15 protein-coding genes are annotated in these 14,857 nt (G+C 67.8%); 5 read left to right on the forward strand and 10 right to left on the reverse strand.

Annotation, left to right across the window (positions count from 1 at the left end; all coding sequences use genetic code 11):
- Positions 1-302: 302 nt before the first annotated feature.
- Positions 303-773 (reverse strand): OmpA family protein, encoded by a 471-nt coding sequence (locus ACW173_RS06300; protein ID WP_492084008.1) that lies wholly within the window; start codon positions 771-773, stop codon positions 303-305.
- 85 nt (positions 774-858) lie between these two features.
- Complete coding sequence (locus ACW173_RS06305; protein WP_492084009.1) at positions 859-1,203, reverse strand: YMGG-like glycine zipper-containing protein; 345 nt, start codon at positions 1,201-1,203, stop codon at positions 859-861.
- 137 nt (positions 1,204-1,340) lie between these two features.
- Here ACW173_RS06305 and ACW173_RS06310 point away from each other — a divergent pair, with 137 nt between their 5' ends.
- Together ACW173_RS06310 and ACW173_RS06315 are read left to right on the forward strand one after the other, a co-directional pair.
- The gene (locus tag ACW173_RS06310) at positions 1,341-2,198 is read left to right on the forward strand and encodes a diacylglycerol/lipid kinase family protein (protein ID WP_492084010.1); all 858 of its coding nucleotides are present in this window, start codon (positions 1,341-1,343) and stop codon (positions 2,196-2,198) included.
- 2 nt (positions 2,199-2,200) lie between these two features.
- Positions 2,201-2,989: a metallophosphoesterase family protein gene (locus ACW173_RS06315; RefSeq protein WP_492084011.1), complete on the forward strand. Its 789-nt coding sequence runs from the start codon at positions 2,201-2,203 to the stop codon at positions 2,987-2,989.
- A 73-nt stretch (positions 2,990-3,062) separates the two neighbouring features.
- Here the strand turns inward: ACW173_RS06315 and ACW173_RS06320 are convergent, their stop codons facing one another.
- The 4 genes from ACW173_RS06320 to ACW173_RS06335 form a co-directional block, all read right to left on the reverse strand.
- Positions 3,063-3,239: a DUF1328 domain-containing protein gene (locus ACW173_RS06320; protein ID WP_454718380.1), complete on the reverse strand. Its 177-nt coding sequence runs from the start codon at positions 3,237-3,239 to the stop codon at positions 3,063-3,065.
- A 93-nt stretch (positions 3,240-3,332) separates the two neighbouring features.
- Positions 3,333-3,953 (reverse strand): superoxide dismutase, encoded by a 621-nt coding sequence (locus ACW173_RS06325; RefSeq protein WP_492084012.1) that lies wholly within the window; start codon positions 3,951-3,953, stop codon positions 3,333-3,335.
- A gap of 240 nt (positions 3,954-4,193) precedes the next feature.
- Positions 4,194-4,592 carry a hypothetical protein gene (locus ACW173_RS06330; RefSeq protein ID WP_492084013.1) on the reverse strand — a complete coding sequence of 133 codons (399 nt, stop codon included), beginning with the start codon at positions 4,590-4,592 and terminating at the stop codon, positions 4,194-4,196.
- Positions 4,589-4,939: a hypothetical protein gene (locus ACW173_RS06335; protein WP_492084014.1), complete on the reverse strand. Its 351-nt coding sequence runs from the start codon at positions 4,937-4,939 to the stop codon at positions 4,589-4,591. The genes ACW173_RS06330 and ACW173_RS06335 overlap by 4 nt, the downstream gene beginning before the upstream one ends.
- A gap of 185 nt (positions 4,940-5,124) precedes the next feature.
- Between ACW173_RS06335 and ACW173_RS06340 the strand changes: the two genes are divergently transcribed.
- Positions 5,125-6,951 carry an HWE histidine kinase domain-containing protein gene (locus tag ACW173_RS06340; protein ID WP_492084015.1) on the forward strand — a complete coding sequence of 609 codons (1,827 nt, stop codon included), beginning with the start codon at positions 5,125-5,127 and terminating at the stop codon, positions 6,949-6,951.
- A gap of 127 nt (positions 6,952-7,078) precedes the next feature.
- Here the strand turns inward: ACW173_RS06340 and ACW173_RS06345 are convergent, their stop codons facing one another.
- A complete protein-coding gene (locus ACW173_RS06345; protein ID WP_492084016.1) occupies positions 7,079-8,275 on the reverse strand; it encodes a CaiB/BaiF CoA transferase family protein in 1,197 nt (398 codons plus the stop codon).
- Between the two features lie 124 nt (positions 8,276-8,399).
- Between ACW173_RS06345 and ACW173_RS06350 the strand changes: the two genes are divergently transcribed.
- Positions 8,400-9,032, forward strand: coding sequence for a DUF4142 domain-containing protein (locus ACW173_RS06350; RefSeq protein WP_492084017.1), 633 nt, complete (start codon positions 8,400-8,402; stop codon positions 9,030-9,032).
- A 6-nt stretch (positions 9,033-9,038) separates the two neighbouring features.
- On the opposite strand, the gene ACW173_RS06355 is transcribed toward ACW173_RS06350, so the two are convergent.
- Genes ACW173_RS06355 through ACW173_RS06365 form a run of 3 tightly spaced genes read right to left on the reverse strand, consistent with a single transcriptional unit; the run spans position 9,039 to position 13,950 of the window.
- Positions 9,039-9,443, reverse strand: coding sequence for a PaaI family thioesterase (locus tag ACW173_RS06355; protein WP_492085928.1), 405 nt, complete (start codon positions 9,441-9,443; stop codon positions 9,039-9,041).
- Between the two features lie 20 nt (positions 9,444-9,463).
- A complete protein-coding gene (locus tag ACW173_RS06360) occupies positions 9,464-13,057 on the reverse strand; it encodes a M1 family aminopeptidase (protein WP_492084018.1) in 3,594 nt (1,197 codons plus the stop codon).
- A gap of 14 nt (positions 13,058-13,071) precedes the next feature.
- Positions 13,072-13,950, reverse strand: coding sequence for an ABC transporter ATP-binding protein (locus ACW173_RS06365; RefSeq protein WP_492084019.1), 879 nt, complete (start codon positions 13,948-13,950; stop codon positions 13,072-13,074).
- A gap of 191 nt (positions 13,951-14,141) precedes the next feature.
- On the opposite strand from ACW173_RS06365, the gene ACW173_RS06370 reads away from it, so the two are divergent.
- Positions 14,142-14,834, forward strand: coding sequence for a fumarylacetoacetate hydrolase family protein (locus tag ACW173_RS06370; RefSeq protein ID WP_492084020.1), 693 nt, complete (start codon positions 14,142-14,144; stop codon positions 14,832-14,834).
- Positions 14,835-14,857 lie beyond the last annotated feature (23 nt).

Raw genomic sequence — 14,857 nt, forward strand, 5'->3', positions numbered from 1 at the left:
CACGATTGGTCTCTGGACCGACGGTTCAACGGGACCAAGAAGCGTCCAGCAAATCGCGTGCGAAAAAAATCGCGCGGGGCGGGAACCCATCGCGCGACTTGTCGTTTTCATCTTTGCGAAGGCGGCGACGCCCCCCCGACTTGAGACTGGCGATAGCCAGTCTGCCGCCTTCGCACCCCCCTTTGTTGATGCGAACTCAGGCGGACCGGTGCAATCCGGCCCGCCCTTCTTCGTGGACGGTCGTTAACCGCCCGGCCCGCCGTCCCGGGCGCGGGGCCCAGGAAGGCGGCCTTGTTTGAACATCAGGGCGTTTCCAGATCAAACAGGATGTCGGCCCGGCGGCGCAGCGGCGCGGACGCGCCCGAGGCCGACACGGCGCCGGCGTCGCCCACGGCGGCCGCGTCGATGTCGACCTTGCTGAAGCCGACCTTGGCCAGGGCCGAGATCACCGTCTCCGCCCGGCGCCTGGAGAGCGCAAGATTGGTCTGCGAAGCCCCCACCGCGTCGGCCAGGCCGATCACCCGCACCGACTTGACCTTGCAGCCGCGCGCCTGGGTCTGGGCGCCGGAGAGAACCATCCTGGCCTCCTTGGTCAGGGCGGCGCTGTCCTGCTCGAAATAGACAGAGGACTGGAAGCCGTCGCAGCTGGGCGTCGCGGCCGCCACCGGCTTGCGCAGCGTGCGCCACGGGCCTTGCGTCTCGGCGCAGCCGGCCAAGGCCAGCGCCAGGCCGCCCATGGCGCCCAAGACCATGATCGTCTTCGTCGTTCTCATTCCACCCTCCACCGAAGCTTGCGAACACAAGAAAGGCGACCGGCCAGGCCGATCGCCTTTCGTTGGGCGTCGTCGCCGACCGCTACTAGTAGCGGGAGCTGCCGTCTTCCCAATAGTAGCGACCGCTGCGGGAGTCGTAATAGTAGTAACGCCCCGCGCGCTCGTCATAGTACTGGCGGCGATTGACCGACGTCGAGCCGCAACCGCCATCTTCGCGGCAACCCTTGACGGCGCCGGCGGTGCCGCCGATGGCCGCGCCGATGGCGGCCCCGGTGCCGGCGCTGCCGCTGCCCACATTGTTGCCGATCACCGCGCCCGCGAGCGCGCCCAGGGCGGCGCCGCCGGCGGCGTTGCGTTCGACATTGCCGGTCGAGGTGCAGGCCGAGGCCAGCACGCCCACGCCCATAAGGGCGATCATGGTCATCTTCATGGTGGCTCTCTCCGATCCGAGCTTCCTGTCCCCGTGCCGGAGCAAACGGCTCCCAGGAGCGACGGTTCCGTTCGCAAGCGGAACCATGGGACGCGGGCAGCCGTTGCGTCAGCGACTTTCACGAGAGGGGACGCCGCGTGAAGCGTATCGACGTCATCGCCAACACCGCATCGGGATCGGTCGGTCCCGACGCGCCGAAGATCGCCGAGAAGCTGCTGGCCGAATACGGCGTCTCGGGCGTGGTTCATGCGCCGACGACGGACGAGCTCTCCGACTGCCTGCGCGCGGTGATCGACGGCGCGCCGGATGCGGTGCTGGTGCTGGCCGGCGATGGCACCGCGCGGGCCGCGGCCGAGCTGGCCGGGCCGGACGGTCCGCTGATCGCGCCGCTGCCCGGCGGCACCATGAACATGCTGCCCCGCGCCCTCTATGGCGAGCGCGACTGGCAGGCGGCCATGAAGGCCTGCCTGGAGAGCGGCGAGGCGCGGATGATCTCGGGCGGCGAGGTCGGCGGACGCCTGTTCTTCGTCGCCGCCATCCTGGGCAGCCCGGCCCTGTGGGCCACGGCCCGCGAGGCCGCGCGCGAGGGCAAGGCCGCCATCGCCGTCGCCCGCGCCCGTCGAGCCCTGCGCAGCGCCTTCTCCGGCCGGCTACGCTTCACCCTGGACGGCCGCCCCAAGCAGAAGGCCGAGGCCCTGACCCTGATGTGCCCTCTGGTCTCGACCGCCCTGGACGCCGAGGAGCGCGCCCTGGAAGCCGCCGCCATGGACCCGTCCAGCGCCCTGGACGTCTTTCGCCTGGGCTTCAACGCCGCCCGCGGCCAGTGGCGCGAGGATCCTTCGGTGTCGGTCGGCCGTTGCCGGGTGGGCAAGGTCTGGGCTCGGGGCCGGATCCCGGCGATCTTCGACGGCGAGCCGGCAAGGCTCGATCCCGAGGTCTCGATCCGCTTCCGGCCCAAGGCCTTCCGCGCACTGGTCCCCCCGGAACAAGACTGACCATGAAGCTCGTCCAGGTCTCCGACATCCATTTCGGCGGCGAGAACAAAGAAGCCATAGAGGCGGCCACGGCCTGGATCTTAGACGCCGCGCCGGACCTGGTGATCGCCGCCGGCGACCTGACCCTGGACGGCAAGGTCCCCGAGTTCGACGCCGCCGCCGCCTGGTTCAAGCGCCTGCCCGACCCGATGATCGTCGTGCCCGGCAACCACGACACGCCGTTCGTCGGTCCGCGCGAGCTTTTCGAGCGCTTCACCCGCACCTGGGGCCGGTTCAAGGACCGCTTCGGCGACGAGGACGGCGCGGCCTGGCGGGCGCCGGGGGTGACCGTCACCTCGCTGAACACCGCCCGCGCCGCCCAGATCCGCTGGAACTGGTCGAAGGGCGCGGTGTCGCGCGGCCAGATCCGCCGGGTCGTCCGCGAGCTGGAGGCCGCCCCGGCTGGCGACCTGAGGATCGTGGTCTGCCACCATCCGCTGATGGAAATCCTGGGCGGACCGATGACCGCCAAGGTGCATGGTGGGATCAACGCGGCCAACCGGTTCGTCAACGCCGGCGTAGACGTCATCCTGTCGGGCCACATCCACCTGCCGTTCGTCACCGCCATCCCGTTCGGCGACGGCAAGACCCAGGCGGTCGGCTCGGGCACCCTGTCGCATCGCGAGCGGGGAGCCGCGCCCGGCTTCAACGTCATCGAGGTCGAGCCCCACTGCGTGCGGGTGGCGGCCATGGCCTATGAGCGCGGCAAGTTCGACGTCTGGCGCACCTGGGCCTTCGATCGTCGGTCTTAAGTCAAAGACGGGACCCAGTTACGAAAACGGCGCGACCCGAAGGCCGCGCCGCTCTTCGTTCGGTCGTTTCCGCCTAGCGTGGCGCGCCGCGCCCTCGGAAGCCGTTGGCGACCAGGGACACCACGAACAGGATCAGGAAGACGAAGAACAGAATCTTGGCGATCCCGATCGCGGTGCCCGCGATGCTGGTGAAGCCCAGCAGGGCGGCGATCAAGGCGATCACCAGGAAGGTCACGGCCCAGTTCAGCATGGGTCTCTCCGAAAAATCCGGCGACGCCGGGATTGTTGTCTCGCTTGAGAACAACGCACCCGACTCGCCGGACGTTCCGGAAACCCGAGAACCTTAGGTGGGCGCCGGGTAAGCCCAGCCTTGAGCGCCCGACTTGGCGGCCGCGTACTGGCTGTCGGCCAGGGTCCAGTTGATCAGGTTGTCGAAGACGGCTTCCAGGAAGCCCTTACGCAGGTTCTGGTAGTCCAGATAGTAGGCGTGCTCCCAGACGTCGGCGACCACCAGGGCGGTCAGGTCCTGGGTGACCGGGCTCTCGGCGTCGTGGGTCGAGATGATCTTCAGGGCGCCCGAGGCGTCCGAGACCAGCCACACCCAGCCCGAGCCGAAGTGGCCGACGCCCTCGGCGACGAACTTCTCCTTCAGGGCGTCCAGGCCGCCGAAGGTCGACTCGATCGCGGCGGCCAGCTCGCCGCCCGGCGCGGTCTTGGTCGGCGAGAGGCCGTCCCAGAAGAAGGCGTGGTTCCAGGCCTGGGCGGCGTTGTTGAACACCTTGCCGGGGCCGGCGGTCTTGATGACGTTTTCCAGCGAGCCCTTGTCGTCGCCAGCCAGCAGGCCGTTCAGGGCCGTGACATAGGCGGCGTGGTGCTTGTCGTGGTGGAAGCGCAGCGTGTTGGCCGAGATCGTCGGTTCCAGCGCCTCGTAGGCGTAGGGCAGGTCGGGCAGCGAGTACGTCATGATCACTCCATGGGGAAGGCGTTCCCATGGAGAGGAAGGGAACGCGCGGAAGGCATCTAGAACGGGCGAGGCCAAAGCGTAAGCTTCTAAAGCAGGCCAGCCCGCTCAACTTTAGTTGAGAAATTCCCTTTGAAACTTGGGGCTTCCCAAGAAATCCCAGAAAATCCGACGACGTGAAAACGCCGCCGAGCGAGCCCGGCGGCGTACGGCGTCTGATAAACGCCCAATTGGCGCTTTAGGTCAGCGCTGAGGCGGCTTCGGGTCCAGAAAGGCCTTGGCCACGGCGGCGGTCAGGGTCGGGTTCTTCAAGGCGAAGATCCCGGCGGCCAGGCCGATGCCGATCGACATGATCGGGCGGTCGCGGACGATCTCGACGACCCTGGCGGTCATGTCGAAGCCGGCCTGCGGCGGCGCGTTCTGCTGGTGGCGATGACCCTCGACCTTGCGGGCGGCGATCATGCCGGCGACGGCGACGATCAGGGCGGCGACGGCCGCCACGATCGCGGCGGCGCCCGCCGGTGAGACCAGCGGGACCAGCACGGCGTAGACCGCGAAGGCGGCGGACACGACGCCGACCGCGGCGGCGGCGGCGATCGCCGCGGCCGCCGCCAGCGTCATCAGGGTTTTCTCGAAGATCACCGGTTGCCGCTACGGCCGCCGGAGATGAGCAGGCCGATCAGCACGCCCACGCCCAGACCGGCCAGGGTCGCGGTGATCGGACGTTCGCGGATGCGTTCGGAGGCGTAGCGCTGGGCGTCCTCGATCTGCTGGCCGGCTGTGTCGGTATAGGTGCGGCTCTGGGCGCGCAGGGTCTCGAAGCCCTCGGCGACCGACTTCTCGACGCGCTTGGCGGCTTCGGTCAGCTGGGCGCGCGCGGCCTCGGCGGCCTGGGCGAAGCTACGCTCCGCGTGCTCGACGGCGTCCATGGCCGAGCCCTTGGCCTTGTCGGCTTCCTTGGCGGCGGGATTCAGGGAATTGGCGGGCATGGTCATCTCCTGGTTCGCGACGCGACCGAGTTGAAACAAAGACCTCTTGGGCGCGGAAGCTGCGCCCCGTCAACGCCGAGCTTAGCGGCGCGGTTCCACGATACTCAAGGTCGGCAAGCTTCACCACTCGGGAATCGAGTCCAAACCGGCTCGCGCCAAACGCGAAGCGGGTCTAAGGTCGAATCATGGAGGACGCCCCCATCGTCAGCGACGACCGACAGGAAGCCGACCGTCTCAAGGCCTTGAAGGCCTTGGACATCCTGGGCGGCGCGGCCAACCAGCCCCGGTTCCTGCGCCTCGCGCGCCTGGCGGCCAAGCTGTTCGACGCGCCCAAGAGCGCCATCGTCCTGGTCGACCAGGACCGCGTCTGGCGCAAGGCCTATGTCGGCTATCCCGGCCCCGAAGGCCCGCGCGAAGGCGACCTGGCCGCCCAAGTGGTCGCCGCCAACGGCCCAGTCGGCCTGGCGGTCCCGATCCGCGACGAGCAGGGCCACGCCCTGGGCGCGATGGTCGTCGAAGGCCCCGGCGCGAGCGGCCCGGCCTCTGACGAGGACCTGCGGGCGCTGGAAGACCTGGCCGAACTGGCCGCCGAAGCGCTGATAGCCAAGCGCAATCTCGAGAGCGAGCGCCTGGACCTAGCTATCTCGGCGGCCAGCCTCGGCGAGTTCGAGTGGGACATCAGACGCGACGTGATCAAGGTCAGCCCCCGCCTGGCCAAGATCTCGAATATCGAGCCGGGGGAGGTGCCCGCCGGCAATGGTCTGGTGCTGTTCGACTACCTGCACCCCGAAGACCAGGAATGGGCGCCGGATTTCATCAACAAGCAGCTGAAAGAGACCGGCCACTACGACGTCGAGTATCGCCGCCCCAACGGCCCGGACGGCCGCGAGGTCTGGAATCACGGCTCGGGGGTGATCGTGCCCGGCGACGACGGCGAGCCGGCCTATCTGATCGGCGTCGTCCAGGACATCACCGAGCGCAAGGCCGAGGAAGCCCAGCGCGAGAACCTGGTCGCAGAGCTTGACCATCGCATCAAGAACCTGCTGGCCGTGGTCCAGTCGGTGGCGGCCCAGTCGGCGCGCAAGTCAGCCTCGCTGGACGTGTTCCTGAAGACCTTCGCGGGCCGGCTGAAATCGATGAGCTCGGCCCACGACCTGTTGACCGCCGCCCGCTGGCGGGGCGCGACCTTGGCCCGGATCGCCGCCGCCGAACTGGGGGGCCTGTCGCCCACCCAGACCCGCTGGGACGGACCGGAGATGTTCCTGACGCCGCGCGCGGCCTCGGCCTTGTCGCTGGCCCTGCACGAACTGGCCGTCAACGCCATGCGCTATGGCTCGCTCTCCAGCGAAAACGGCAAGGTCGAGGTGGTCTGGCGGCGCACCCCCGAGGGCGGCTTCGCGCTGGAATGGCTGGAGACCGGCGGCCCGCCGGCGACCGCGCCCGCCACCAAGGGCTTCGGCGCGACCCTGATCGAGGACGTCGCCGGTCGCGAATTGGGCGGCTCGGCCAAGATCAACTACAAGCCCGGCGGCGTCACCGCCATGATCCAGGGCGCGGCCGAGGCCCTGGCCGACGCTCCGCCGATGGAAGAAGCCCAGGCCGCCCCCGAGCGCATCGTCGAGACCGTGGTCGCCGCCGACGAAACCGTCCGTCCGGGCGCCATCGCCGGGCTGAAGGTGCTGATCGTCGAGGATTCCCTGCTGCTGGCGCTGGAGCTGGAAGCGGGCCTGGAAGACGCCGGCGTCCACGTGGTGGGCTGCGCGGCCGAACTCAGCGAGGCCCTGGCGATGGTCCAGATGGACTTCGACGTCGCCGTCCTTGACGCCGACCTGAACGGCCAGTCGGTCGCGCCCGTCGCCGAGATCCTGCGCACGATGGGCCGCCCGTTCGTGTTCGCCACCGGCTATGCCGACAAGGCCGCGCCGATGGGCTTCGACGCCCCGATCGTGCGCAAGCCGTACAATGTCCACCAGATCGCCCGCGCGGTGGCGGGGGTTACGGGGCGGGTCTAGGAATCTGCTCCCCTGCTGGGGGAGCTGTCGGCGAAGCCGACTGAGGGGGCTTCTCCGTATAGGCCGTGCTGCCCCCTCCGACCCTCCGGGCCACCTCCCCCTGAAGGGGGAGGAGAGGCGCTTTCGCCTAGATCACGCCCTTCGCCCGCAGCCCCTCGACCGCTTCCGCGCTCATGCCCGCCACCTCGGTCAGCACCGCGTCCGTGTGCTCTCCCAGGGTCGGTCCTGGCCACCGCACGCCCCCCGGCGTCTCGGTCAGTTTCGGGAAGGCGTTCTGCATCTTGATCTGGCCGAACACCGGGTGGGCCACGGTCACGATCGACTCGCGGGCCACGAACTGCGGGTCATCGATCATGTCCGGGGCGCGGTAGATCCGGCCCGTCGCCAGGCCGGCGGCTTCCAGCCTGGGCAGCAGGTCGTCGATGTCCTGGTCGAGCGTCCAGGCGGCGATGCGGGCGTCCAGTTCGGTCTGGTTCGCGCCGCGGGCGGCGTGGTCGCGGTAGCGGACGTCCTCGGCCAGGTCTGGCCGGCCCATCAGGTCGCACAGACGCTTGAACAGGGTGTCCTGGTTGGCGCCGATCAAAACGAGCTCGCCGGACCTGGTCGGATAGACGTTGGACGGCGCGATGCCGGGCAGCACCGCCCCCGAACGTTCGCGGACATAGCCGGTCAGGTCATATTCGGTGATCAGGTTCTCCATCACCGTCAGCACGCTCTCGTAGATGGCCGCGTCGACCACCTGGCCCCGGCCGGTGCGCTGGCGGGCGTGCAGGGCCATCATCACGCCCAGCGCCGCGTTCAGGCCCGACAGGCTGTCGCCGATCGAGATGCCGGCCCGAGCGGGGTTGCGATCAGGCTCGCCGGTGATGTGGCGCAGGCCGCCCATGGCCTCACCGACCAAGGCGTAGCCGGCGCGTTTCGAATAGGGCCCGGTCTGTCCGAACCCGGACACCCGCGCCATCACCAGGCCAGGATTGATTTTCGCCAGGTCCTCATAGCCCATCCCCCACTTTTCCAGGGTGCCGGGGCGGAAGTTCTCGACCACCACGTCGGCCTTGGCGATCAGGGCGCGGGCGATGTCGCGGCCCTCGTCCGTACGCAGATCGACGGTGACGGACTTCTTGTTGCGGCCGATCACCGGCCACCAGGGCGACAGGCCCTTGGGCTTGGAGCGCCCCCACTGGCGCATCGGATCGCCGACCTTGGGATCCTCCAGCTTGATGACCTCGGCCCCGAAGTCGCCCAGCACTTGGCCGCAGAACGGCCCGGCGATCAGCGAGCCCATCTCGATCACGCGCAGCCCGGCCAATGGTCCCTGGGTCATCACATTCTCCCCCGCCTCCAACGGAACCGTTCACGGCGCCGTGAGGTTTTGTTGGTCACCGGGCGCGGTGCGCCGCCCAGCTTTCAAGAACCTCTAAGAAAAACGCGTAGGGAAAGACAGAGCCATGACCCGTCACATTCTGATCAGCGCCGCCGCCGTCGCGGCGCTCAGCCTCGCCGCCTGTGGCCAGAAGGCCGATGAAACCAAGGGCGCCGCCACCCCGGCCGAACAGGCCGCGACCCCCGACGCCAACCCGGCCGCCACCGTCCCGACCCCGGCGGACGAGACGAAGGCCGACGTCTTCGTCGCCAAGGCCGCCGCCAGCGACATGTTCGAGATCGAGGCCGCCAAGGTCGCCGCCAAGCGCTCGACCAACGCTTCGGTCAAGAAGTTCGCCGCTTCGATGGAAAAGGCCCACATGGCCACGACGGAAGAACTGAAGTCGGCCATCGCCGCTTCCGGCGCCGCCATCACGCCGCCGACCATGCTGCCGGCGGACCTGCAGGGCAAGCTAGACGACCTGAACAAGGCCGACGCCAAGGACTTCGACAAGAAGTACGCCGACAGCCAGGTCGACGCCCATCAGGCGGCTCTGAACCTGCTGCAGCGTTACGCCCAGGATGGCGACACCCCGGCCATCAAGGCCTTCGCCGCCGCCACGGCCCCGAAGGTCCAGGAGCACCTCAACATGGCCGAGGGCCTGAAGAAGGGCTTCGACACCGGCGAAGACGTCGCCGAGGCCAAGGAAGGGCATTAAGCCCTTCTAGGGAATGGCGTAGGCGACGGTCGCCTTGGCGGCCGGTCGTCCTCTCCCTTCCGTCCAGAGAAGGACATCGGCCGTCGCGATGCGGCGGCCCAGCTTCAGCAGGGCGGCCTCCGCATGGAGGTCGCCCGGTTTGCATCCGCGCAGGAAGTGGATGTTCAGCGAGGTCGTGACCGCCATGGCCACCTCGCCGATATGGGCCAGCACCAGGGCATAGGCCGCCGTATCGGCCAGGGTCATCAGGGTCGGTCCCGAGATCACCCCGCCCGGCCGCAGCTGCCGGCTGGCATACGGCAGCTTGATCAGCACCCGGCCCGGCTCGACCTCCATCACCGACGCCATGTGGTCGGGATCCGTCTCCGGAAAGGCGCGGCGCAGGAAGGCGTTCAGCGCCGGCCCGTCCATCCGGATGGCGAGCTCCTCGCTCAATTGCCCACCTTGGTGGTGTTGTCGTCGCCGTTGCGGTCGATCACCGTGTTGTACGGATCGATCCCAGCGAACTTCGGCGCCTTGGCTGTCGTGAAGGTGAAGGTCTGCACACCCGAGCGGATCGGCCGGCGCTCGTAGAGCACCACGTCCTTGGCGTCGAAGCCCTTCTTGCCCGGCTCGGCGGTGAACAGGCCGATATCCATGGTCTCGTTCAGCGCGGCGGGCGTCTCCTTGCCCTTGCCGTCGGCGTATTTCTTGACCGCCTCGACCGTGACCGTGACGTCGAACTTGCCGTCGGCCCGCGTCTTCACCACCGCCGACTTGGTCTTCAGATCATACAGGGTGATCTTCTCGAACAGATCGGTGATCAGGGTTTGCTTGTCGGCCGGGGCCTCGGCGCGCAGCAACGTCAGGAAGTCGGTGGTGATCGGATAGGGCGCGCCCTTGAAGGCGTGGGCCGCGATCAGCTTGCGCAGGGCGCGATTGACCGCCGCCTCGCCGATCTGGTCCTGCAGCCGGTACATGACCAGAGAGCCCTTGCGGTAATAGACGTACGGCTGGCTCTCGACCTTGTAGAGCGGCTGCTCGTCCAGGACGTCGCCGCCGCGGGCGCGCAGATAGCTGTCCAGCTCGAACTTCAGGAACCGGCGGATCTGGGCCTCGCCATAGGTGCGCTTCATGACCATCAGGGCCGAGTACTGGGCGAAGGTCTCGCTCAGCATCGCCCCGCCCTGCTGGTCGGCGCCGATCACCTGGTGGGCCCACCACTGGTGGCCGATCTCGTGGGCGCCAACGTAGGTGACCATGTCGATCTTGGTCGGGTCGCGGTAGTCGGAGATGAAGAACATCCCTTCCGACCACGGAATGGTGTTGGCGAACGACTGGGCGAACTGCTCGTAGTCGGGGAACTCCTGGAAGCGCAGCTGGCGGAACTGATAGGGGCTGAACTCGGTCCCCATATAGTCCAGCGAGCGCTTCATCGACTGCTTCATGCGGTCGATGTTCCAGGTGTGCTGGGCGTCGTAATAGACCGCCAGCTGCACGCCCTTGTAGGTCTCCTGCGCCACCTGGTAGCGGGCCGACTGGATCGAGACGAACGGCATGATCGGCGCCTCGGTGACGAAGCGGGCGATGCGGCGAGCGCCCTTCACCGTGTCCGAGACCTTGTAGCCCGGCGCGATCGGCGTCTGGTCGGCGTCGGTGGCGACGGTGATGTCGGAGGTGACGAAGTCGGCGTCCTTGCGCAGGCCGTTGAACTGGCGGGACGGGAGGTCGCCCAGCTTGGCCATGCGGCGCTCGGGCGGCAGGCCGTACTTGCGGCGCTTGGCGCGGTCCTGCAGCAGGCCGTCGCGCGACATGCCCAGGATCGGCGCGATCTCCATGTTGTTGACGAAGGTGCCGTTGTCGACGACCCGGTGCTCCTGGCCGCTGTTGGGGAAGCCGCGCTCGGCCCGCAGGGTGATGAAGCTCATCTTGCGCTGCTCGCCCGGCGCCATCGGCGTGTCGAAGGCGAAGATGCGGTAGTTGAACTTCTCGAACGTCTTCTTGGGCCGCGCGCCCTCGATCGACAGGCCCTTGACCTGCAGGTCGCGGTCGAAGCGGACGTGGATCTCCTTCAGCGCCTGGCCGGTCCGGTTCTCGAAGATGTACGAGCCCTTGGTCTCGATGCTGGGCGCGTGCGGCCGCAGGTCGACGTCCAGGGTCATGGCGACGATCTTGGGCTGGGGCGTGTTCTCGAACGGCAGCAAGGTCTTTTCGTAGTCGGCCTGCCACTTTTCGTTGTCGATCCGGGTCCGATAGGTGTTCCAGACATTGGTGTTCAGATAGATGAACCCGCCCAGCGCCACGAAGGCGACCAGCGAGACGCCGGCCAGGATCCCCGCCCCGCCCTTCAGGCGCGAGGGCAGGCGGCGCAGACGCGGCAGCAGCCGGGTCTCGGTCCCGCGCCGCCACAGGCCATAGGCGCCGACCAGCAGGATCAGGGCGAACGCGGTCCAGTAGGCGCGCAGCCACCAGGCGCCGATCCAGAACTTGCCGAGGCCGTTCATGTCCGAGAACGGCGTGTCGGTGACCGAGCCGTAGTTGTAGAGCTTATGCTCGAAGCCCATCGTCACGAAGGTGATGGTGGTGACCATGTAGATCACCATCAGGCCCCAGCCGATGAACTTGTGGGGGCTGATCGCCTGCAGGAACACGGCGAACACCGCCAGCAGGATCCAGTCGATGGCCTGGGGCAGCACGTACCAGACGAGATACTTGCCGATCTCGACGTTGAAATAGCCGTGGAACACCTGGCTGAGCATGGCGGCGACCACGCTGACCAGCAGGGTCGAAACCAGGACGAGGCTGATGGCCAGGGTCTTGGGGGCCACGAAAGCCCAGTCGGGCACGGGCGTGGCGTCGATGATCTCGTGGGTCTTGCGCTCGCGTTCGCGCCAGACCAGCTCGCCCGAATAATAGATGGCGATGATCATCGGGATCAGGCCGAACGAGCCCAACAGCGGCTGCAACAGCACGCGGGTGACCGGATAGACCACGCCGCCGTAGCGGCCGGCGTCGGTGGCGAACCACAGCGCGCCCATGGCGTTGGCCAGGCCCAGCGCCAGCAGCACGAAGTAGGCCGGGCTCTTGAACACCTGGCCCATGTCCAGGCGCGTGCGGACGACTAGCTGGGCCCAGGCCGTGGCGCGGTCGAACACCGGTTGCGGCAGCGGACCCGACAGGGCGGCGGGCGCGGCGTCTTCCTGCGCCTTGGCCTTCTTGCCCGTCTTGACCTTGCGCTGGCCCGACAGGTCGGCCGACTGGAAGCGGAACAGGCCGTAGGCCAGCACCAGGAAGGCGGCCGACAGCACCAGCACGAAGACGCGGTTGAACAGCAGCGCGCCCGACAGCGGCGGCACCAGGGTGTTGCGCTCGCTGGCGGTCCAGTACTTGGTCGTCAGGCCGTAGGCGGCGGTGCCCAACGGCTCCCAATAGGCGGCGATCTTCTCGTATTCGGGCCGATCCAGCGCGATGTTGGCGATGATCCACAGCACCATGAAGGCGATGACGCCGACATAGGTCCACATCATCGAGCGGGTCACCGTCGCCAGGGCGAAGAACAGCGCCGAGGTCAGCAGGATCGACGGCAGGGCCAGGCCGAAATAGGCGAAGACATAGGCGTGCGGGTCGTTGGGGCCCAGGCGCTCGGGATCGATCCACGGCATGAACGAGCCGATCCAGATGGCCAGCGGCACGACCAGGAACGAGATCGCCGCCGCCAGGAAGGCGCCCGTGAAGCGGCCGTACAGATAGTCGAACTTGCCCACCCGGGTGGACCGCAGGATGGGCCCGAAGCCCGTCTCGTCGTCGCGCACCACCACATTGGCCACGAAGGCCGTGGTCACGAACATGTAGAAGATCGACAGGATCAGGTGAGTCTGGGCGATCGCCGCCGGGGCGTTGCGGTGGATGTTGCTCCCGCCGCCGATCTGGATCTGGTCGATCGTCGCCGCCCCGAAGGTCAGCAGGAAAAAGATGGTCGCCACCACCCAGAAGACGGGCGACTTCAATTGGTAGCGGAGCTCGAAGCTCGCGATCTTGCCGAACATCGCGCCGCTCCCCGTCAGGCCGCCCGCCGCGTCGTCGAGAGGGTGGAGAAATAGACATCCTCCAGCCCGCCCTCGACCGGGGTGAAGCCCTCGCCAGGATTGTCGTCGGACAGGATGTGGATGACCGTGCGGCCGGCCAGCAGGCGGGTCGAGATGACCTTGTAGCGGGCCTTGGCGGCCTCCAGCTCGGCCTTGTCGATGATCTTCTTCCAGATCCGGCCGCGCAGCTTGGCCACCAGGTCGTTGGGCGCGCCTTCGCTGACGATGCGGCCGTCGCAGATGATGGCCATGGCCGGGCACAGGTCGCTGACATCCTCGACGATGTGGGTCGAGAGGATCACCACCACGTTCTCGCCGATCTCGGCCAGGAGGTTGAGGAAGCGGTTGCGCTCCTCGGGGTCGAGGCCCGCCGTGGGCTCGTCGACGATGATCAGGCGTGGATCGCCGATCAGGGCCTGGGCGATGCCGAAACGCTGGCGCATGCCGCCCGAGAAGCCGGCGATGGCCTTCTTGCGGACGTTCCACAGGTTCACCTGGTTCAGCAGGTGCTCGACCGTTTCCTTACGGGCCTTGGCGCTGGCGACGCCCTTCAGCACCGCCATGTGGTCCAGCATGTCGTAGGCCGAGACGCGCGGATAGACGCCGAAGTCCTGCGGCAGATAGCCCAGCGTCTTGCGCAGTTCCTCGGGGTTCTTCAGCACGTCGATGTCGCCGAAGCGGATATGGCCCGAGGTCGGGGCCTGCAGGGTGGCGATGGTCCGCATGAGGGTCGACTTGCCGGCCCCGTTCGGACCCAGCAGGCCGTACATGCCGCGCGGAATCGTCAGACTGACCTCGTCCAGGGCGCGGGTGCCATTGCCATAAACGTGGGTCAGATTTTCGATGATGAGCATGTGCGTCCTAAAGCCCCCAATAGATCGCCAAATTTCCCCGAGCACGACATGACGCGAGGCCGCGGAGCGGAGCAAGTGAAAGAACGTTTAGGCGAAGACCTCAACCGCAGGATTTCTGAACGGCGACCACTTTGCGGCGATCGCTTCGGCGGGGGTTTTGGCGCATGGATTTTGGGTCTACAGGAGGCGCCATGACGACCTACGCCTTTCCCCCGCACGCCATTCCCACGGTCCCGGTGGAGGGCCCTGAAGGCGTTTCGAACGCCGTCTTCCCGGTTCGTCGGATTCTTTGCGTGGGCCGCAACTACGCCGCCCACGCCCGCGAAATGGGCGCCGACACCCGCGACCCGCCGTTCTTCTTTTCGAAACCCGCCGACGCCATCGCGCCGCTGATGGCGGAAGTCCCGTATCCGCCCGCGACCAGCGACCTGCACCACGAGATCGAGCTGGTGGTGGCGCTGAAGAGCGGCGGCGCGAACCTGACGCCGGAACAGGCTCTGGAAACCGTCTTCGGCTATGCGGTCGGCGTTGATCTGACCCGTCGCGACTTGCAAGGCGCGGCCAAGGCCAAGGGCCACCCGTGGGAAGCCGGCAAGGCCTTCGACTTCAGCGCCCCGATCACCGCCATCCGGGTCATGGACGCGCCGGCGCCGCGGGCCGCCATCACGCTGTCGGTCAACGGCCAGGAGCGCCAGCGCGGCCAGATCGGCGACCTGATCTGGAGCGTCGGCGAGGTGATCGCCAAGGCCAGCGCGCTGTGGACCCTGGCCGCCGGCGACCTGATCTTCACCGGCACCCCCGAGGGCGTCGCCGCCATCGTCCGCGGCGACAAGGTCGTCGGCGAGGTCGAGGGCGTCGGGCGTCTCGAATTCACCCTGGTCTAAGGGGCGGGGAGCGTGACAGCCGA

The sequence above is a fragment of the Caulobacter sp. ALps2 genome (assembly GCF_058681635.1).